Genomic DNA, 20,275 nt, shown 5'->3' on the forward strand with positions numbered 1-20,275 from the left:
GAAAACCACCATTGGGGACATCCCTTTTCTGTGTTAAACCAGAACAATGTTAAAATACCCGATTGGTACTTTGCCGAAACAAAAGTACCAAAATTCTTAGGACTGCCTCTTCCGAAATACTTGGGAAAAGGCCAGCTTACTAAAATTCGTAAACTTCCTTTGCTCAAACAACGAATTCTTAACGTAAACTGGCGTTTTTTCATCCTTCGGATCTTTCACAAAAGAACCGTAGGGAAGGTAATGGAAAAATCGCAGTCAGTTAATCTTTATTGAAACAACGGCCTTGTTTCACTTTTTACCTCAACGCATAGCTTGATAGCCGTCACGGCTGTACACCATATCCTCCAGTGCTTTTGCCGCTTGGTCCGCCTGTTTTTTCATCTGGCTCACTTTTTCCTCCAGTCTTTTTACCAGTTCCGCATCGGCAAGCCAAGACAGATTGGCCACCGTGCTGAGAAGCGCCCCCGTAATCCCGGTCCGGCAGGCCAGTACGGCGGTCACCAGGTCACCGGCGGCATGCGGCGGTACTTTTCCGACCAGACTGCTGCCAATCAGCAGGGCCTCCAGACAGGCCTCAGCTATTTGCAAAGGTTCTTTGGCAGCTTTTTGTATTCTCTGCTGCGCTTCGGCATCAGCCAATATAGCTGTATGATCCGTCCGCCGGAAAATATCCAGAATTTCCGCCAGTACCTCGGCATCACGATCCACCAATGCCAGCAGCTGCAGCCGCAGTTTATCTAAACCCGTCTGTTTTTCCCTCAGCGAACCAGCGGCGGATAGCAACGGCGTCTGTTGCGACAGATTTATCAGCATCTGTAACAATCCTATTCCCAAAAGCCCCGAAAGGGCAGCCATGCTGCCGCCACCCGGTGGCGGAACCTGACTGGCCGTTCGATCGGACAATTCTTTAATACCTAAGGAAATCAGCATACTCCGTACTCCTGTCTTTCTCACCAGAGGTTACTCGACACTGATAAGAAAATGATATTGCGGCTGTCCGCCGTCATACACCTCTATCGCCGTATGCGGCAGGTATTTTGCCGCCTCAGCCGCCAGCCGGCGTGCCTCTTTTTCATCAATAAGGCTGCCATAGTATAAGCTGACAAGTTCAGGCTCCGGCTGACTCATTGCCTTAAGCAGTCCTGACAGAGCGGTTGACAGTTCATGAGAATGCGTGACAATCACGCCGTCCATCACCCCGATATACGAACCTGCCGGAACCGGACGGCCATCAACCAGACTGTCCCGTACGGCAACCGTAACTCCCGCCGCCCGGACTTCCTGCATACGCTGTGTCATTCGCTCCACATTTTGCTCAAGGGATGCCTCCGCTGAAAAAGCCATCAATGCAGCCATCCCCTGCGGCACATTCATCGTCGGTATGATCTGTACCCGGTCCGGCAGCAGCTTTTGCACCTGATTCGCGGCCAAAATGATATTTTTATTATTGGGCAGCAGGATAAAGGTTTCGGCCGGACAGGCATGGACAGCGGCCAAAAAGTCCTCTACCGCAGGATTCATGGTCTGGCCGCCGGGAATAATTCCGTCTGCTCCCAGTTCTTTCATCATATCCGCCAGTCCCTTCCCGGATACTACGCTTAAAACCGCCGTTTTCTTTTTATCGGCCGGAGGAGCGTCCATCTCGTGTGGCGTCAGCTGCTGCTTGTGCTGATCGGCCATATTGTCGATTTTAATGTCATGCAGCGATCCCCAGGTAAGAGCTTTCTCCAGGATTTTCCCCGGATGGGCGGTGTGAATGTGAATTTTTAAAAGGTCCGCTCCTTCCGCCAGTACCAGGGATTCACCTAAAGGCTGCAATATTTTCCGGACCTGCCTGCTGTTTAGATTGCTGTTTTTTACAAGAAATTCCGTACAATATGGATGGGCCATCACTGCCTTGCTGTCGGTTATGACCAACTGACGGCCCACTTCCGCTTCCGGGCCGGCATAATCGCCGGTTAAGCCCGCCAGGCAGCCTTTTAAAAATACGATCAGTCCGTATCCTCCTGCATCAACGACTCCTGCGGCTTTTAGCGCCGGCAGCAATTCCGGTGTGCGCTGCAATTCATGTTCACCGGCGGCAATGGCGGCCGTTAATATGTCGGCAAAAGGCCGTCCGTCCCGGACGGCCCGGTGAGCGCCCTTGGCAATTCCCTTGGCAACCGTCAGAATGGTTCCCTCAACCGGACGGGCAACAGCCCGGTAGGCGTATAGCACTCCATATTGAAAGGCCTTGCCCAGTTCCGCTGAAGCTGCCTGTTCTTTACCGGCCAACCCTCTTGCCAGACCGCGAAAGAGCTGCGACAAAATAACCCCGGAGTTTCCTCTGGCTCCCATAATAGCACTATCGGCCGCCCGTTTGCTGACGGCACCGATGCTGCTTTCCGTAACCTCCCCCAGCGCCCTGGCAACAGACCCCAGCGTAAGCAGCATATTGGTGCCCGTATCTCCATCCGGCACCGGAAATACATTAAGATTATTAATGACCTCATGTTCCTGCATGAATTTCTGATAGGAAGCGGCAATCATATGTTTAAATTCGGTTCCTGATATTAATTTCACTGCCTGCGTCAAAACAATTCCCCCTCACTTTACTGCCGGGTTTTACAAACTTCTTTACTTCTCACGATAAATGATCCCCAATACCCCTGGCCCTACATGGACAGCCAGTACAGCCCCCAGCTGTTCAGCCAGGACCGGTACGTCCGGAAAGCGCCGGGCAAGAGCCAGCCGCACTTCCTCCGCCGCTTCCTCCATACCGATATTCGCCACGCTAATATAAGCCGGCGGCTGCTCAATCTCTTCCATCATCCTGGCGATGGCTTTACTCTGCGTCCGTACTTTGTCCAGCACACCGACCTGACTGTCCGCACCCAGATAGAGCAGCGGCTTAATTTGCAAAATAGAACCAAACAGTGCCGCCGCGCCGCCAATACGGCCGCCCTTATGTAAGAAGCCAAGGGAATCAACCATAAAAACGACACGGTTCTTTCTGGCCATACGGTTAAGTTCCCCGGCGATGGCAACGGCTTCCGCTCCATCATGGCTCATTTCCAAAGCTTTATGCAGCATACTGAGTATTCCGCTGCCCACCGAACAGGAATTCACCACATATATATTTTCCCAGCCTTGCTCCCTAACCACCGCTGAAGCACCCTGCCACGTCCCACTAAGCCCGGCGGCCAGTGTAATCACGACAACGGGCTTCCCCTCCCTGGCCAAAGGTTCCAATACCTTGATAAAATCACCATGGGACGGCTGCGATGTCATTGGATGTTTTTGCAGTTTTGCAGCCAGTTGGAATACATCAGCGGCCATCAGACAATCTTCCCGGTACTCCTGCTCGCCAAACAGTACTTTGAGCGGTACTACATGTATATTGGGATGTGCTGCCAAAAACTCCGGCAAAACATTACAGGTACTGTCAACAACAAAATGAATGTCGGACACGGTTTCACCTTCCTTATTTCCTAATTCTTTCCTCTCTATTCTACCATATCGGCGGGCACCCCGATACTGGGGACAACTTTTGCTTATCGCCTGATAAAAGAGGAAATTGTTTATTAAAATCGAAATAATAAAGTATTTAATGATATTTTTTGAGGTGTTTTCATGGAAAAACAATTGTTTTTCGCCCTGGATATCGGCACCCGGAGCGTGATCGGCCTGGTTGGCGAACAAACCGGCAATGCCGTTAAAATTATCATGTCCGACCGCCAGGAACACCATACCCGCGCCATGCTGGACGGGCAAATCCATGACGTCATGGAGGTTGCCAGCATACTTGACAGTGTGAAAAAAAAACTGGAGTCAACCTGCGGACCATTAAAGAAGGTCTCGGTAGCCGCTGCCGGCCGTGCACTATGCACCATCCGTTCGGCAGCGGAAATCGAAGTTCCCGGCCGTATTCTATCATTGGAGGATGAACATGCTCTGGAACTGGCGGCCATTCAGGCGGCCCAGCATCAACTGGCCACTTCCCATGCGGTTGCCGATCCGACCCTCTACTACTGCGTAGGCTATAGCGTGGTTTCCTTCCGTTTGGATAATACGACTTTAAAAAGTCTGGTTGGTCAGCGAGGCAAGAAGGCCGGTATCGAACTAATCGCCACATTTTTGCCCCGTCAGGTTATTGATTCCCTGCAATCAGCCATCCAGACTGTCGGATTGGAAATGGCAACACTGACCCTCGAACCGATCGCAGCTATCAGTGTCCTCATTCCCCCGACCATGCGCCATCTTAATCTTACCCTGGTGGATGTCGGTGCCGGCACCTCGGACGTAGCCATTACCCGGGAGGGCTCGGTGATCGGCTTCGGCATGGTCCCCTGCGCCGGCGACGAAATCACGGAAGCTATTTCCCAAAAATATTTATTGGACTTTAATGTGGCGGAAAAAGTAAAGCGGCAGTTGAACGGCAAAAATAAAAAAATCAGCTTTACCGATGTGCTGGGCTGTTCACACAAAATACCGTCACAGGAAATTGCCGAAGCGATTGCCACTGATGTCGGACAACTGGCTCAAGCCATTGCCGCCCAGATTCTCGAATTAAACAGCAGCGCCCCTCAGGCCGTTCTTTTGGTCGGCGGCGGAGCGCTGACACCCATGCTGCCGGAAGCGCTGGCGCAGGCACTGGACGTCCCGGCCAGCCGGGTAGGCATCCGCCGTCCGGAGACTATCGAGGGACTGATAAATATTCCCGACTCTTTACGAACGCCTGATGCCGTTACACCGCTCGGAATTTTGAGATTATCAGGCAGCAGGACACTGAATTTTGTCAACGTAACGCTGAATGACACCCCTTTGCACCTGTTTAATCTGGGGAATCTGACAGTGGCGGACGCCCTATTAGCCACCGGCATCGACATTCGCAGCCTGCATGGCCGTCCCGGGCTGGGTTTGACGGTTAATGTTAACGGCCAGACTAAATTTATTCCCGGTACCCATGGCAAACCCGGTTCCATTCAGCTAAACGGTAACCCGGCCGCCTTTACTGATCCCATCGCCGAAAATGACGTGCTTACGGTAACCCCCGGCATCGACGGACAAACCCCCGCTCCCGCTGTTAAAGACATGCTCGCCATTCCCGCCCCCTATACTGTCATCATTAATCACAACCCTTATGAAATAAAACCCCTGATTACCGTTAACGGCCAGCCGGCGTCGGAGGATACTCTTCTGACTGACCGTGACGATGTATCCTGCCTCCTTCCGTCCACCTTGAAAGAAGTTTTGTCTTTAACCGGAAATGTTGTTTCCTCCGCGAAATATATCTATACCATTAACGGAACCGAACGCCACTACAGCGTCTCTCCGCAGCAGACCATCCGGCGTTCCGGCAGGGAAATACCTGCCCATGCGGCCACTCCGGTCAAACCGGATGATCATATCCAGTTCACATTGCCGTCTGAGCCTACTATAGCCGAACTCCTGGGACTGGATGTACCGGCGCAAAATATAACGGTACTCTTCAACGGCAAGGCCTGTGCCATCCCGACTGTACGTCACTCGGTATCGCTAAACGGCAAGCCAGCTTCGCCGGACAATACAGCTCCATCCGGCAGTGTTATTGATTTTTCCTCCCAGGAACAGCACAACCCCATGGTAAGCGATGCCCTGCTGGCGGCTAAATTCGATCCCCGGTCTCTGCCGCCCAACGCCAAAGTCACGCTTTTACTTAATAAAAAGCCGGCAGAATACACCAATCCGTTAAAAAATGGCGACAAACTGGATATCATAATCGAGTGATCCAGAAAGAATAGAAAGGGAATGTCTCAAACAGGTTAAAACACCATTTGAGACATTCCCTTTTTTCAACCCCCGGACCCGCTTCCCCCTGAAAGTCCTGGAACAGGCCGGGAAACTCTGCGCCAAAATTATCAGATCAACCCTTCTTGTCAGGAAATTAGGATAACAGCTCCGCCAGCTTATCCTCAGATAAAATGACAATTTTATGCCCGTCAAAATCAATCAGTTTACTCTTTTTCAGCGAGCTTAACGTCCGGGTGACCGTCTCCCGGGTAGTACCTACCAGACTGGCCAGATCCTGTCTGGAGAGTGCCAGTTCAACCTCCAGTGACCCGTCTTTGCTGCGCCGGCCTTTTTCCCTGCCCAGCCGCAGCAGCACCTCAATCGTGCGGGTTGCCACGTCGCTCAGTGCCAAGTCGGCAATTTTCTGCTGAGCATAAAGCAGCCGCTGATTAATGGCTTTAATCAGATGCAGTGCCAGCGCATTATTCTGCAGCGCCAAACGTTCCAGATCGGTATTTTTAATCATACCGACCCGGCAATCTTCCAACGCCACCGCAGTAGCCGGATAAGGCGCCTGGTTAAACAGCACGACACCGGCAAAAATATCGCCAGGCCCCAGCACATGAATAATATGTTCACGTCCGTCATCGGATATTTTGGCGATCTTTACCTTGCCGCTTTGCAGATAGTGAAAGCCCTCGCCCGGCTGTCCTTCCATAAAAATAATCATTCCCTTGCGATAGAACCGCTCAGTACTGCACTTTTTCACCTGGCTAAGCTGTTCATCACTCAAATCAGCGAACAGCGGCACTTTTTTCAGTTCGTCCACCGGCCACACCTCGATATGTCTCTACTGCCTTTCTTGTTTGCAGATTGCATGTAGTATAGTTAGGTAATGACCCCGCCAAATCCTCCAGCGAATTAATTTTATTTACCGGAAATTTCGTCCAGCCGTAGTAGTCAAAACTCTCTATGCATTTTTATCAAATATTTTTCTTATTCCCGGGTAAATTAAAGCTAAATAAATCTGACAACCGGAGGTGTTTCTTATGACGGGAGTTGTTTGCCGGAATTGTAATACTTGGTTACCGCCTGATTTTACCGCTCAGTGTCCGCAATGCCAGAATTCTCTTATCTGGGAAGGAGAAGAGAAGAACATTATTGACCATTTGGAACCCAACTGTCTGATCAATCGTTATGACGGATCGGATTTATTGGAACCTGCCGTACTGTTAAAATGCGGCCGCACCAATGCCAAAGTGGCCACCAAGCTGCAAGAATACCAAAAACCCGTCAGCCTGTCCAAACAGAAAGTATACTATTTTGACCAGCAAATCTTAAGTTCCGTGCAAGCCTTACGCAATGAACGAACTGCTGCCATGATGCGCTACGAGCAATTAATACAGAGCCATTGGCGGCAATTGAAGCCCTATCCTTACCACTAACCGGCTTATTTTCATTTTCCGCTAAATCTATTCATGCGACCAAAACCTCTGCAATATATATAAAACATATTTTTCTTGAAAAGAGCTGATAAGCTGGCCGCCAGCAGCAGTTCAACGCGGGAGGGATATCATGCGTGAAATCATTTTATAAAATAGTACCGTTCGTCCTGTGGTTCGCTTTTTGGGCTACCGCCCAGGTCAGCGCCGCACCGCCTAACATAAAAGCCCGGGCTGCAGTACTGATGGATGCTAAAACCGGCCAGGTTCTGTTTGATAAAAAAATGAACAGCCGCAATGCACCGGCCAGCACCACCAAAATCCTTACCGCCATTATCGCTCTGGAAAGCGGACGCCTGGACGAAATAGTGAAGGTAAGTCCCCAGGCAGCCTCCACTCCCGGTTCCTCCCTCCATCTTTATCCCGGACAGCTCATTTCCCTGCGGGAACTGGTTACCGGGCTTTTGCTGCGCTCCGGTAACGATGCCGCCGTGGCTATCGCCGAGCACTTATCCGGTTCCAGCGAAGAATTTGTAAACCTGATGAATAAAAAAGCACTGACTCTAGGTATCACTAACAGCCATTTTCGCAATCCCAACGGTTTAAGTGCTGCCGGTCATTATGCCACGGCTTTCGACCTGGCCTGTCTGGCCCGTTATGCCCTGCAAAATCCTTTATTTGCAGAAATTGTCAGTACAAAAGAAACAGAAATCGAATGGCTGGACCGTAAAGGGCAGGGACATGATGTAAGCTTGCGCAATACCAATAAATTACTCTGGATGATGGAAGATGCCGATGGGGTAAAAACAGGTACAACCGGTGAAGCCGGCCCCTGTCTGGTTTCCAGTGCAACACGTGACAATCAACGGCTCATTGCCGTTGTACTTCACGATCATTCCCGCTGGTATGACTCCATGCAGTTGTTGAAGTATGGCTTTGAATCCTTTGCGCTGTATGAATATGCCCAGGCCGGTGATATTATCAACGTTCTTCCAGTAGAGCGGGGCTTTAGCCCGGAAATTGATGCAGTAACGGATTCCTATGCCGCTCTGACGGTTCCTGCCGAAGAGCTGCCGCAGGTAAGCGTTAAAGTGAATTTGCCGGACAAACTAAAGGCCCCTGTCTATCAAGGACAGAAAATTGGCGAAATTGTTTTTCTCGTCAACAATCAGGCGGTCAAAACCGTGGATATTACCGCCGGACAGGAGGTGGAAGAACGCACTATCCCCCGTGTCGTACTGAATCATCTCACAACTATGTTCCGTCTGCTTTCCAACTGGGGGGCTTTATAAAAAAAACGGTCTTTCTACGGTTTGCGATAAAAAAAGGGCAGATACTGCTGAAAACCGATATCACGGAAATTTAAAATGGCTTCCGTCCCGCCGACAAATAATACACCGCCGGGTTTTAAAGCCGCTAAAAACCGGCGATACAAGGCATCTTTGGCCTCTTCTGTAAAATAAATAACCACATTACGGCATAAAATCAGATCAAAACCCGCCTCGAACTTGTCTAACAGCAGGTTATGCCGTTTAAATTCCACCCGGCTCTTGATTTCATCACTGATAATATACTGGCCGCCGGACTGCTTAAAGTATTTTCCGGCCCTTGCATCGGTGATATTTTTAAACTCGTTGCTGGTATATACTCCCTTCTGCGCTTTTGCCAGTATTTCCACATCCAGATCGGTGGCTAAAATACGATGCCGGGTACCGGGAGTCTGTTCGCTCAGAATCATCGCCAGTGAATACGGTTCGGCCCCGATGGAACAGCCGGCACTCCAAATATTCAGCTTCGGACTTTTTGTCAATAAATCCGGCAGCACCTTCTCTTCCAGTTCCCGGAATTTTTCCGGCGTACGGAAAAATTCCGTAACATTGATGGTTAGATAATCAATAAAATCTTTATATAACGTTTGATTCCGATCGATCAAATGAAAAAAATCCATATAGGTGGAGACACCATGCCGCAGCATCAGATTGGTTATCCGCCGCTGCATTTGCGCCGGTTTATAGTCATTCAAATTGATACCTGATTTTGTGTTTAACTTCTGTTTAAATGTCTCCCAGTCTTGCTCGCTCATACTTGACCCCCTGTTTACATTTTGTGCTGCATACCGGCTATAGCATTGCTATTTTTAATTCCTTATCGCCGCGTCATGCGGACGAATTGCAACAATTTTCAAACTATGCTGTTACGCTATATTTATATTCTACATAATCCGGCATTATCCTACCAACAAAAATACCCGCGCCAATCGGCGCAGGTATTTTTATTATAATTTTTTAAATATGGAATTTGCTTACCGCTTCTCTGAGTTCCATAGCCAGCTTTGCCAGGCTTTGACTGGAAGATGCAATTTCTTCCATTGAAGCCGACTGTTCTTCACTGGCGGCCGATACCGTTTGTGCTTCGGCTGCCGCTTTTTTGCTCAAATCGTCAATTTGATTGACCGACTCCACGATCAGCTCACTGCCCGCAGCCAGTTGTTCTACCGCCGACGACATCTCCTGCACCTGGTCCGAAACCCGATTGACCAAATCCACAATTTCCTGGAAGGCCTGCCCAGCCGCATTAACAATTTCCGCTCCCAGTCTTACTTCTTTGGTGCCGTCATCCATCGCCAGTACGGCTTTTTCCGTTTCAACCTGAATGCCCCCAATCAGTGCTGAAATCTGTTCGGTAGCCTGTTGCGACTGCTCCGCCAGTTTTCGCACCTCTTCAGCAACAACGGCAAAACCACGCCCTTGTTCTCCGGCACGCGCCGCTTCGATCGCCGCATTAAGCGCCAGCAGATTGGTCTGCCCGGCAATACCGGAAATGGTAGCCACAATCTGGCCGATTTCTTTTGACCGTTCCCCCAGTTCAGTAACTACCTGCGCCGAAGTGTTTACGGTCTGCTCAACCTGTACCATCTGGTCTACCGCTTTATTTACCGACCGGCTGCCTGCATCCGCTTTGGCAGCAGCCTGCTTGGATTGTTCGGCGACCATGGTCGCCGTGGATGCAACATGCTGGATATTACTCGACATCCGCTCAACTACTGCCGTGGTTTCGTTGGCCGCTGTAGCCTGTTCGCCCGCACCGGCCGCCACATCGGTAATCGATGCGGCAACCTGATTAACCGCTTGCGCTGACTGCCCGGCACTGGCCGTCAGTTCCTCACTGGATGCCGCCAAATGTTCGGCCTGGTCGTGCACCCGGGCCACCAGCGCACGTAACCCCTGACGCATATCCCGGAACCCCCGGGCCAACTGACCGATTTCATCCTCCGAAACGACCTTCGACTCCCGTTCCCGCAAATCGCCGCCGGCCAGCAGCAAGCATTCGTCACGAATGGCTGCAATCGGTTGAGCAAAGTATTTGGCAATATAGATAATAGCCAACGCCGCCAGTACTAAACATACCAAGGATATAATCAGCATAGCCCGCGCCAGAGAACTAACCGCCTGCGCCGCTTCCGACTCCGGTGCCGATACCGTCATCACCCAACGCTGTCCGCCCGGGAGATCAAACGGGGTGGCAAGCGCAGTTCGTGGCACATTGTCAATAAAGGTATAGGTCCCCTGTGTCTGAACCCCTGAATCAACTGCCGTTTTAAAAAGCTTAGTCAGCCTTTCATCCAGATCGGTTTGCTGCAATTTTAATTCCGGATTGATCTTTTTTTCTAAAAGATTTAATTTACCCGCCATTTCAGGACGTTTCGGATGAGCGATAATCATCCCCTGATCATCGGCCAGTTGTCCATAGCCGGTGTCCAAAAATTTCAGATCCTTCATCATATCGCTCAAACGTTCCATGGAGAATGTCCCGCCAATCATGCCGGTCACCTGACCATTAGCAATTACCGGCACCGCCAAAACAACCGCCAGTTTACCGGTCGCCTTGGATACCAACGGGTCGGATACAACGGCTTGCCTTGTCGTCATGACTTTTTTAAAATAGTCGCGTTCACCATAACCGGCTGCCGTCCCTGCGCTGGTGAGACCGGCACCATCAGGCGCAACAAAGAAAATCAAATCAAAATTTCCCAGACGCTTTTGCGTTTCCGTCAGGGCTGCCGTAATTTGCGCTGAGTCAGCACTGTGAATCTGCTGCATACTGGCCAGATCGTCCAATTGCGCCAGCCGCAGGCGAATATCCGCCTGTATCCTGCCGGCATAATCGGTTCCCACAGCCATAGCCATTTGATCGACACTTTTATTCAGGGCACTTCTGGCAAGATAGTAGCTGACTCCGGCCAGGACACTCAAGGCAATTAACACCAGCGGCAACAAAATGATCAACAATCTGGTTTGAATATTTTTTATTTTCATCAATAGTCCCCCTCTCCTATTTTTATCTATCAGATAGCTCCGGCTGCAGAATAAAAGTTCGGCATGAATGCATGCCGCCCGTTCTGCCAATATGCTCCTGTCTTCTTGCTAACTCATCGCCGCAGTGAATATTTCGTCCAAGACGGACACAACTTCAATTTTTCTCTCGTCGGCCAGATTCAGCACCTCGCCGTTTTCCAGCTGTACGACCGGTCTCATCCGCAGTACATCATTTAATTTTACAATGGTTGCCTTACTGCCGTTGCTTAAAAGAACGGAACTGCCTACAAAAAACCTGCTGATATTGGCAAGAAAAGTAATGCAGATCTGTGTATTCAATTTTTCCTGCATCTCGTCAAGAATGGTATCAACAACAACAAAAGGCGGCATTTTAGCCCGGTAAACCCGTTCACTGCTCATGGCATCATACACATCGGCCAAAGCTACAATTTTTGCATAACCGTGTATTTTTTCATCCCTCAGTGCTGACGGATAGCCGCTACCGTCCTCCCGTTCATGATGCTGCAGCACGGCCAGTTTAACCGGCTCCGGAATTTCACCATTTTCAGCCAGCATGTGATATCCGTAAACCGGATGTTTCCGGACAAGAGCCATTTCTTCCGGAGTCAAACGGTCCGGCTTATTCAAAATCCCCCGCGGGATAAATGCCTTGCCGATGTCATGCAGCAGCCCGGCCAAAATAATATCTTTCATATCGCTGCCTTTAAAACCCAGCCACTTGCCAAGAACACCGGAAAGAATAGCCACATTGAGCGAATGCCGGAATGTATATTCGCTATGAGCTTTCACCTTATACAGCCGGTCAACGACCCCCACAATATTGACCAGCAGTTCAACATAATTGTCAATTAATTCCCTGCAATCCGCCAGCGGCACTTCCTTAAAGGTTCTAACCTTCTCAAAAGTGGCTGCTATGGAGTGCAGTGTATCTTTATACATTCTTGTAAACTGCGCCGAACAGACATGATATGGCAGCACAATACTTACATATTCCACCTGCCAATGGGCAATTTTTCTAATCAACCGTTCCGTAAGAAAAGCACCCTGTTTCAATAACACTTTACCTGATGCAGCAACAACCGGCTGAGCAACAATCATTCCGTACCTAAGTTCCTCCACTCTGAGCAGACATTGATTCAAAGGCATGCCTTTCACCCCCGCCGTAAATCCGGTACTGTCCATCTTCAACGGTATTATTAAGCTTGCATTATCTTTAATCCTGCACGTCCGGGCAATCTCCTTGATATTTTTTCAGCAAAATGCAAAAACTCCCTCTCCGGCTTGGAAGAAAGAGTTTTTTGCTTATTTCTTATATTGTCGCGGCACCCGCTTACTCACCATGCAGACCACTTCATAATTAATGGTTCCCATATGGGCGGCCACTTCTTCAACCGGCAGGTCCGGTCCGCCAAATAATAGCACTTCATCACCCGGAGCCGTCTCCGGGATGTCAGTTACATCAATCATACATTGATCCATGCATACCCGGCCTACCAGCGGTGCCCGCTTTCTGTGCAGAAACACGCTGGCCTTGCCGGCCATTAACCTTGTCCAGCCATCCGCATAACCAACCGGCAATGTCGCAATTACACCGGGCCGTTCTGTGACATAGGTACAGCCATAACTTATCGCCACACCGGAAGCTACCTTTTTTATGTGGCTGATTCTGGCCTTAAACTGCATGGCTGGTTCAAGGGTAATGACCGGCTGTACTTCCTCCGACGGCAGCAACCCGTATAAAATAATACCCGCCCGGACCATATCCAACTGCATATCCGGCAAATCTAAAATAGCGGCACTGTTGGCAATGTGACGGATGGGAATCACCATTCCTTTTTTGTCCATATCCGCCAAAACCTGCTCGAACTGAGCAAATTGCCGTCTGGTATACGTTTTGTCCCGGCTGTCGGCAGCTGCAAAATGAGAGAAAATTCCCTCCAGTTCTATTCCCGGACAGGAATTGATAAACACGGCCAAATCCACTGCTTCCTCCGGTTTGACCCCAATACGCCCCATGCCGGTATCAACCTTAATATGAACCTTGGCTTTCTTCCCCTCGGCGGTTGCCGCCTGCGACAACGCACGGACCATCGCCGGTGTGTATACTGTTTGTGTAATATCATAGGCAACTGTCAAACGGGCCTGCTCCGGCGGCGTATATCCCAAAATCAGAATAGGAACCGTAATCCCGGCCTGTCTTAGTTCCAGCGCTTCGTTCATCAGCGCCACCGCCAGATAATCCGCTCCCTCCTGCAATGCGGCCCGCGCCACCGGAATCGCCCCATGCCCATAGCCATCGGCCTTCACCACCGCACAAAACTTTGTTGTTGTGCGTAAGAGGCTCTTAATTTCCCTGATATTATGTCTAATGGCTGAAAGATTAATTTCAGCCCATACCGGACGAGTAATCATCGTCTTCCCCCCTTAACCGATCTTTCATTTATTACTGTTTACTGCCCTCTCCCGTTTACTGCGTTCATATTCTACAATCAGTTTATCCAGATAAGCACTGAGTTCGGCTACTTCCGGATCAGATAGTCTCCCGCCTTTTTCGGCGACAAGTTTATGCAAGCGTAAGCGGGCACTTTCAATAGCCTGCTGCTGCGGTTTTAAATCAGACATTTACGCCTCCTTCTCATTACGGCAAAACAGCCCTCCTGTGCATGGATGAGCTGTCAGATTTCGGAACTGCTGAAGTATGCTCAGCAGGATAACTTCCATAATATACCTCATTATAACTTGTGATCAGATACTGTTCAATAGCAAATTTTATCGGATATTTCCACTTTGTCGTTCAGCAACCGGCATCAGTCTGCGCGGCCTGTTTCCTGACAGCCAAACCGAAAATACAAAAATAGTTTTGTTTTCATTGGCGCGATATGCTAGTACTGCCACTATTTAACGCCGCTATTCCGGGATAACCTGCGGCAATTTTGTTGATAATAACATCACTAACCAATCAAGGAGGTGATAATTATGGCACGCAGCAATAAACCGGTTAATCCAGGCGCAGAAAATGCTTTGGACCGCATGAAGTTGGAAATAGCTTCCGAGCTTGGTATAGCTGATAGAGTCCGTTCGCAGGGATGGTCTACCATGACTTCCGCTGACTGCGGACGGGTAGGCGGTCACATGGTTCGCAGAATGATTGAACAGTATGAATCCGGTCTGAGCGGCAGCACTGCCGGTGCTACCAGCGGCACATTAACCTCTCAATCAAACATCAACGGATAATATGCACAACAGCTGCAGGGCGGTTTTTAACCGCCCTGTTATGATTTTCCCGGCCTCTCCGGGCAAATCACCTGGTATGCTTTACCTCGACTCAAAATACACCGTAACTTGACTGTCGGCAGCTACTGCGGTATGGGGAGGAATGCTTTGACTTACCGCAACACCCGTACCTACCGGAAACATGGCTAAACCGGCCTGATGCAAAATATCAGCTGCTTCCCGGACGGTACGCCCAACCAGGTTGGGGACCAGGATTTGCCCCGCTGAAGGCGTAACTGACGGCATAGACTGCACAGGCGGATTGGCTGTTGCCTGCGGCGCAGCAGGTATAGTATTAACCGACGGCGGAATATTCAAGTAACGCATAATCTGTGAAGCAATTTCACTAAAGACCGGCGCGGCAATTTCACCGCCATAATACATGCCATCCGGATCATCAATTACAATTAAGACCGTAATTTGCGGATCTTCTACCGGTCCGAAGCCAATAAACGAGGCAATATAATGCCCGGTTTCATATCCACCGCCATGTTCATTCAATTTTTCAGCCGTCCCCGTTTTGCCGGCAAACCGGTAACCGGCAACCGCCGCTTTTTTCCCGCCTCCTTCCGATACCACTTTTTCCATCAAACCGACCAGTGTATGGGCTGTATCGGAACGGATTACCTGACGCACTACCTCGGTTGGCGACGCGCTGAACACCGAGCCGTCGGCATTCAGCACCTCTTTTATAATTTTAGGCTTCAACAGCACTCCGTCATTGGCTATCGCCGACACGGCGGTAATCAATTGCAGCGGCGTAACAGCGATACTCTGCCCGATGGACATGGTAGCCAGATCCGAATCACGCATGTTATGCGGATCAAACAATATCCCCTGCTCCTCCCCGGGAAGTTCAATGCCTGTCGGCTTACCGAACCCAAAATTACGCACATAATCATTCAGCTTAACAGCGCCCACACGCATACCGATCTGGACAAAGCCGGTATTGATGGAATTCTTGATGATATCGGTAAAGGAGATATTTCCGTAGCTTTCTCCACTCCAGTTTTGTATCCGGCGTCCGGACACTTCTACAAATCCCGTATCGCTAAACCGTTCTTCCGGCGTTACCAGCCCTTCCTGCAGCGCTGCGGCGGCAACGATGCTTTTAAAGGTCGACCCCGGTTCATAAACAATGGAAACCGCACGGTTTTTCCACTGCTTTTCACTAAACATCTCAAAATGATTCGGATTATACCCGGGCTTGTTGGCCATGGCTAAAATTTCGCCGGTACGCGGATTCATGACAATAGCCGTAGCTGCCGATGCATGGCTGTTAGCCATAACTTTGTCCAGGCTTTGTTCAACAATGAACTGAATAGTGCTGTCAATGGTAAGCTGAACGTTTTTCCCCTCTTTGCGCGGCAAAAAATTAAAAATAGATTGAAATATGGGAATACCCCGGCTATCCGTCTCAATTGCCTGCTCCGATAACGTACCCTTAATGTCTTTGTCCAATACCAGTTCCAAGCCTTCCAGTCCCACATCATCGGTACCGACAAAACCCAAAATATGTGCCGCCAAACCGTCATTGGGATAAAAGCGCTTACTTTCCTCGATAAAATTAAGTCCTTTCAGATCATGCGCCTTAATGATCTCTATTACCTTCTGAGAAACCTCAGGGTCCAGCATGCGTTTCAGCCAGACGAAATGCCCCTCCAGCCCCATACGCTCACTTAAAGTATCGGCATTCATACCGAGGACGGGGGCCAATAGACCGGCAACCGTTTCCTTATCCGGTTTAATTTGTGCCGGATCGGCATATAACGATTTCGTCAGGGAACTCAGAGCTAACTCCCGCCCGTTACGGTCATAAATCGTCCCGCGCGGTGACTGCAGCACTTTATTATCCATCAACTGGTTGCGTACCCGCATGACCATATCCTTACCATCGACAAACTGTACCCAGGCAATACGTCCAGCCAGAGCGATCACAACAAAAAGCACCACTGTTAACAATATGGCAATCCGACGCTGTACCATCGGCGCCGCTGTTTGCGACCTTTGCCGAATTCTCATACTTAACCCGGCTCCTTTCTTGGCACGATCAATCAGTAAACAAGTACACTGCCTGTATGCAGTGTACTTGTGCTAAGCAGTAAGCAAACTTTTATTTGTTAAGCCAGTTCCTAACCGCGAAAAATTTGGCCAGCCAGGCCCCAACATAAGGTATGTCCCGTAAGTCCTGTTCCACCACGCCTCCGGTTAATACCAAAATAACAGCATAAGTCACACCGCCGGCAGCAATGGCGGCAATCGTGGCAAAAAACACATTAAACCCGGTCAGCAGACCAAAAAGTATGTGAATCACGCCCCCCATGGCAATACCGGCCAGCAACATTTTAGCCGTTTCAACAATATCGATGGCAAACCCGGTATAGCGTTTAACGAAATAAAGATTCAGCAGGGCTGCTACCGCATAGTCCGCCACCGTACCCCAGGCCGCGCCGACAACCCCCCAGCTCGGTATGGCAACCAGCGTCCAGTTTATTGCAACTTTCACCAAAAGAGAAATCACCATATTGACCAGTGGTATGGTGGTATGGCTGAGGCCCTGCAATATACCCGTGGTCACCTGCTGCATCCCCAAAAAGAAAATGCCGATCACCATAACGGCAACCGCCTCACCTGCTTCCGGGGCACCGTAAAAAATCTGTGAAACCGGTGTAGCCAGCAGGCTGAGTCCGATAAACGACGGAATGGTGATCAAATTCGAAATCCGCATGGCCGTAGCTGCCCTCTGGTATACCATATTCCGGTCGCCTAACGCAACGGCCTCCGACACCGCCGGTACCAGGCTCAGCGCCAGGGAAGCGGTAAGAATGGTAGCCATATTGACCAACGGCAGGGCCATGCCGGTAAGGTAACCGTATAGTTCCGTGGAGCGTTCGACGGAAAATCCGGCAACCTCCAACCGCAGCGGCACTACCAACAAGTCAAGAATGGCGACAACCGGCAGCAGCATTTGTGCCAGTGATACCGGAATCGACAGTTTAACAATCCGGCGGATAATCGCACGTTTAGTTTCCTGCACGGCCTGAACAGCCTGTTCTTTTAATTTTTCCTGATAACGTTTTTCCAGTTTATAATAATAATACAGTAAAACACCCAAGGCAAAAACCGCCCCCGGAGCCGCACCAAACGTGGCGCCGGCAGCGGCATACTCCAGCCCCATCGGCAACAGCATGCTGGCAAAAGCAATCATCGTAACGACCCGTACCAATTGCTCCACAATCTGTGACACTGCAGTGGGAGTCATAGTTTGCCAGCCTTGAAAATAACCACGGAAACTGGAGAGCAGGGTAACAAAAAAAACGGCCGGCGCCAGGGCAATCAACGAATGATACGCCCGGGCATCCCGGACAAACTGGGTTTTAATCAGCCAGTCTGCACCAAAATACATCAGCAAACTCATCACTAACCCGGTTATCCCCATCACGGACAGCGAGACTTTAAAAACACGTTTGGCTCCCTTAAAGTCATAATTCGCCAGTTTTTCCGCAGTTACAATGGATATGGCCACCGGAAAACCGGCAGACGATATGGTAAAGGCCAAGACATAAATAGGGAAAGCCAGCTGATAAATGCCTATACCCTCGGCACTCAACACCCGCGACAAAATCATCCAGTTTAACGCACCCGTTATCTTGACGATCGCACCACCCAGTGTCAGTACCAGTGTGCCCTTTAAAAACGCATTGCTCATGTATAATCTGTCTCCGTTTCGCTTTTTCTGACATAGTCCCCTGAATCATTACGGTCACGTCTGCGTTCTTTTATCCTAATAAGGTATAGTATCTCAATCTGCAACAAAATCACCCATAGCCATAACATTTTCCCTCACTGGAAATACAACAGAACTGCAAAGTACAAAGCGGACATCCTTACTATATTTTACCTTGTTTTGTCGTTTTTTTAAACACTTATCTCGGCAAGCTGCCGGAAAAAGCCATTATTTTATTACTTTGCAGCCGGAAAACGGATAAGAAAGGTAGTCCCCTGCCCTTGCATGGATTGGACTTGCATGGTTCCATGATGGTGTTCAACAATATTTTTGCATACGGCCAGACCAAGACCGGTTCCTTCCGCCTTTGTCGTAAAAAAGGGATCAAATACCTTATCCAGCATATCCTGGGAAATACCGCAGCCGGTATCGGATATGCAAAGCTCAACCTGCCCTTTATTGTGGCTCGTCTTCAGCATAAGCATTCCCTTTTCTTCACCCATAGCTTCAATGGCATTGCGCGTCAGGTTTAAAATCAGCTGCTTAATTTCCTTACCGTCCACATAAACCTCCGGCAAGGGTTCCTCCAGTTGCAAAACAAAATCAAGGCCTTGTTTGACTGTATCGGTATAAATCAAAGGATGAAGGCTGCTGATAATCTCATTTAATTGCTGTTTTCTCCTCTCAAAATCTTTGTTGCGGGCCAGTGATAAAAAGTCGGAAATAATCTCATTAACCCGTTTCAATTCATCCATGATGATCGCAAAATTCGTTTTGGCCTTCTCCTCCGCTTTCTGCGCCATCATTTGCACAAATCCCATAACCACCGTCATTGGATTGCGGATTTCATGGGCAACACCGGCGGCCATTTGTGAAATAAGCTGCATCCGGTCCAAGCGGGCGATTTCCTGATCCATTCTTTCCTTTTTCTGCAATTCGGATTGTAAATTAGCACGTAAAGCCGTCACCGTGTTCAGGACCGGAATCAACTGCGGAAATTGATTGATACCGTCCGGATGTTCGCTGCCTTCCTGAATTTCCTGCGCCAATAACGCAAGCGTTTTATCCATTTTGTTAAATATGCTCCGCATGAGAAGCAGCAAAATACTCCAAAGAATCCAGACGCCTGCAATCTGCCAGCCGGCATTTCTTCGTACCTGCTTTTCAATGTTCTCCATTTTCACGGAAACCCAGACGTGACCCACCCGGTTGCCGTCTGCCAGCAGCGGATATGTCAGCGTAAACCTCGGCTGCCTGTCCCAGCTCTCATCATTCTCAATATAGGGTACTGTCAAAACTCGGGGGACATAATCCGTTAAAGACGGGTAGGAAATATTGCTTCCCGACACATTGGACCGGACTGGAGCGACCGCAATCACTTTTAGAGAATCAAAATAATATCCCATGCTGTATCCGGGATGAGTTGCTGTCATTTCATCAAGCACCGGCTGACAATCCCGTTCAAGGGCAGCTCTTCGCTCATGCTCAGGCATAATGGAAAATTCCGGTGTACTCAGCACCTTCCCCACCGACGGCGGCAAGCGCTGACCCAGAACCGCAGCCATCGTCATCAATTCCTGTGCCTCTTTATCCCTGTAAAGTTGCTCTACGCTGCGAATCGTTGTCACTGCAAAAAGAATCATTAATAAGGTAATAATGCATACTGTTATGATATAAACACGCTTATGGATAGCCACAGGCAGCAATCAGATTCCCCCTTTTTTCCGACAAGCAACCTTACTCTC

The 20,275-nt window shown here is 49.6% G+C and carries 16 protein-coding genes; 4 read left to right on the forward strand and 12 right to left on the reverse strand.

Annotation, left to right across the window (positions count from 1 at the left end; genetic code table 11):
* Positions 1 to 300: 300 nt before the first annotated feature.
* The 3 genes from P22_RS18225 to P22_RS18235 are packed head-to-tail and all read right to left on the reverse strand — an operon-like array spanning position 301 to position 3,450.
* On the reverse strand, positions 301 to 930 hold the full coding sequence (locus P22_RS18225; protein ID WP_054261668.1) for a cyclodeaminase/cyclohydrolase family protein: 630 nt from the start codon (positions 928 to 930) through the stop codon (positions 301 to 303).
* Positions 931 to 960: 30 nt separating this feature from the next.
* Positions 961 to 2,574 (reverse strand): DAK2 domain-containing protein, encoded by a 1,614-nt coding sequence (locus P22_RS18230; protein ID WP_235814718.1) that lies wholly within the window; start codon positions 2,572 to 2,574, stop codon positions 961 to 963.
* 42 nt (positions 2,575 to 2,616) lie between these two features.
* The gene (locus P22_RS18235) at positions 2,617 to 3,450 is read right to left on the reverse strand and encodes a DegV family protein (protein ID WP_054261669.1); all 834 of its coding nucleotides are present in this window, start codon (positions 3,448 to 3,450) and stop codon (positions 2,617 to 2,619) included.
* Between the two features lie 162 nt (positions 3,451 to 3,612).
* Between P22_RS18235 and P22_RS18240 the strand changes: the two genes are divergently transcribed.
* Positions 3,613 to 5,748 carry a cell division protein FtsA gene (locus tag P22_RS18240; RefSeq protein ID WP_054261670.1) on the forward strand — a complete coding sequence of 712 codons (2,136 nt, stop codon included), beginning with the start codon at positions 3,613 to 3,615 and terminating at the stop codon, positions 5,746 to 5,748.
* 157 nt (positions 5,749 to 5,905) lie between these two features.
* Here the strand turns inward: P22_RS18240 and P22_RS18245 are convergent, their stop codons facing one another.
* Positions 5,906 to 6,580 carry a Crp/Fnr family transcriptional regulator gene (locus P22_RS18245; RefSeq protein WP_082378557.1) on the reverse strand — a complete coding sequence of 225 codons (675 nt, stop codon included), beginning with the start codon at positions 6,578 to 6,580 and terminating at the stop codon, positions 5,906 to 5,908.
* Between the two features lie 220 nt (positions 6,581 to 6,800).
* On the opposite strand from P22_RS18245, the gene P22_RS18250 reads away from it, so the two are divergent.
* Both P22_RS18250 and P22_RS18255 read left to right on the forward strand, forming a co-directional pair.
* Positions 6,801 to 7,196: a hypothetical protein gene (locus P22_RS18250; RefSeq protein WP_054261672.1), complete on the forward strand. Its 396-nt coding sequence runs from the start codon at positions 6,801 to 6,803 to the stop codon at positions 7,194 to 7,196.
* 134 nt (positions 7,197 to 7,330) lie between these two features.
* A complete protein-coding gene (locus tag P22_RS18255; RefSeq protein WP_054261673.1) occupies positions 7,331 to 8,485 on the forward strand; it encodes a D-alanyl-D-alanine carboxypeptidase family protein in 1,155 nt (384 codons plus the stop codon).
* Between the two features lie 14 nt (positions 8,486 to 8,499).
* Here P22_RS18255 and P22_RS18260 read toward each other — a convergent pair whose 3' ends face one another.
* From P22_RS18260 to P22_RS18280, 5 genes are all read right to left on the reverse strand, one after another.
* Positions 8,500 to 9,276, reverse strand: a complete 777-nt coding sequence (locus P22_RS18260; RefSeq protein ID WP_054261674.1) for a CheR family methyltransferase — start codon at positions 9,274 to 9,276, stop codon at positions 8,500 to 8,502.
* Positions 9,277 to 9,478: 202 nt separating this feature from the next.
* Positions 9,479 to 11,509 (reverse strand): methyl-accepting chemotaxis protein, encoded by a 2,031-nt coding sequence (locus P22_RS18265; protein WP_054261675.1) that lies wholly within the window; start codon positions 11,507 to 11,509, stop codon positions 9,479 to 9,481.
* 108 nt (positions 11,510 to 11,617) lie between these two features.
* On the reverse strand, positions 11,618 to 12,676 hold the full coding sequence (locus tag P22_RS18270) for an HD-GYP domain-containing protein (protein ID WP_172675876.1): 1,059 nt from the start codon (positions 12,674 to 12,676) through the stop codon (positions 11,618 to 11,620).
* A 156-nt stretch (positions 12,677 to 12,832) separates the two neighbouring features.
* Positions 12,833 to 13,942, reverse strand: coding sequence for an alanine racemase (gene alr / locus P22_RS18275; RefSeq protein WP_054261677.1), 1,110 nt, complete (start codon positions 13,940 to 13,942; stop codon positions 12,833 to 12,835).
* Between the two features lie 24 nt (positions 13,943 to 13,966).
* Positions 13,967 to 14,152 (reverse strand): aspartyl-phosphate phosphatase Spo0E family protein, encoded by a 186-nt coding sequence (locus P22_RS18280; RefSeq protein ID WP_054261678.1) that lies wholly within the window; start codon positions 14,150 to 14,152, stop codon positions 13,967 to 13,969.
* 354 nt (positions 14,153 to 14,506) lie between these two features.
* Here P22_RS18280 and P22_RS18285 point away from each other — a divergent pair, with 354 nt between their 5' ends.
* Positions 14,507 to 14,764 (forward strand): alpha/beta-type small acid-soluble spore protein, encoded by a 258-nt coding sequence (locus P22_RS18285; RefSeq protein WP_054261679.1) that lies wholly within the window; start codon positions 14,507 to 14,509, stop codon positions 14,762 to 14,764.
* A gap of 81 nt (positions 14,765 to 14,845) precedes the next feature.
* On the opposite strand, the gene P22_RS18290 is transcribed toward P22_RS18285, so the two are convergent.
* The 3 genes from P22_RS18290 to P22_RS18300 form a co-directional block, all read right to left on the reverse strand.
* On the reverse strand, positions 14,846 to 16,825 hold the full coding sequence (locus tag P22_RS18290; RefSeq protein WP_054261680.1) for a penicillin-binding protein: 1,980 nt from the start codon (positions 16,823 to 16,825) through the stop codon (positions 14,846 to 14,848).
* Positions 16,826 to 16,916: 91 nt separating this feature from the next.
* Entirely contained in the window at positions 16,917 to 18,512 is a 1,596-nt protein-coding gene (locus P22_RS18295; protein ID WP_054261681.1) for a putative polysaccharide biosynthesis protein, read from the reverse strand.
* Between the two features lie 254 nt (positions 18,513 to 18,766).
* Positions 18,767 to 20,227, reverse strand: coding sequence for a two-component system sensor histidine kinase NtrB (locus P22_RS18300; RefSeq protein WP_235814719.1), 1,461 nt, complete (start codon positions 20,225 to 20,227; stop codon positions 18,767 to 18,769).
* Between the last annotated feature and the right edge of the window lie 48 nt (positions 20,228 to 20,275).

This window comes from Propionispora sp. 2/2-37 (assembly GCF_001298735.1).
In the GTDB taxonomy this organism is placed as follows: domain Bacteria; phylum Bacillota; class Negativicutes; order Propionisporales; family Propionisporaceae; genus Propionispora.

Bases quoted from the DNA above. Each gene is read 5' to 3' on its own strand.
- P22_RS18265 (WP_054261675.1), bottom strand. From the start codon at position 11,509: ATGAAAATAAAAAATATTCAAACCAGATTGTTGATCATTTTGTTGCCG.
- P22_RS18290 (WP_054261680.1), bottom strand. From the start codon at position 16,825: ATGAGAATTCGGCAAAGGTCGCAAACAGCGGCGCCGATGGTACAGCGT.
- P22_RS18225 (WP_054261668.1), bottom strand. From the start codon at position 930: ATGCTGATTTCCTTAGGTATTAAAGAATTGTCCGATCGAACGGCCAGT.
- P22_RS18280 (WP_054261678.1), bottom strand. From the start codon at position 14,152: ATGTCTGATTTAAAACCGCAGCAGCAGGCTATTGAAAGTGCCCGCTTA.
- P22_RS18285 (WP_054261679.1), top strand. From the start codon at position 14,507: ATGGCACGCAGCAATAAACCGGTTAATCCAGGCGCAGAAAATGCTTTG.
- P22_RS18240 (WP_054261670.1), top strand. From the start codon at position 3,613: ATGGAAAAACAATTGTTTTTCGCCCTGGATATCGGCACCCGGAGCGTG.
- P22_RS18260 (WP_054261674.1), bottom strand. From the start codon at position 9,276: ATGAGCGAGCAAGACTGGGAGACATTTAAACAGAAGTTAAACACAAAA.
- P22_RS18270 (WP_172675876.1), bottom strand. From the start codon at position 12,676: ATGCCTTTGAATCAATGTCTGCTCAGAGTGGAGGAACTTAGGTACGGA.
- P22_RS18295 (WP_054261681.1), bottom strand. From the start codon at position 18,512: ATGAGCAATGCGTTTTTAAAGGGCACACTGGTACTGACACTGGGTGGT.
- P22_RS18250 (WP_054261672.1), top strand. From the start codon at position 6,801: ATGACGGGAGTTGTTTGCCGGAATTGTAATACTTGGTTACCGCCTGAT.
- alr (WP_054261677.1), bottom strand. From the start codon at position 13,942: ATGATTACTCGTCCGGTATGGGCTGAAATTAATCTTTCAGCCATTAGA.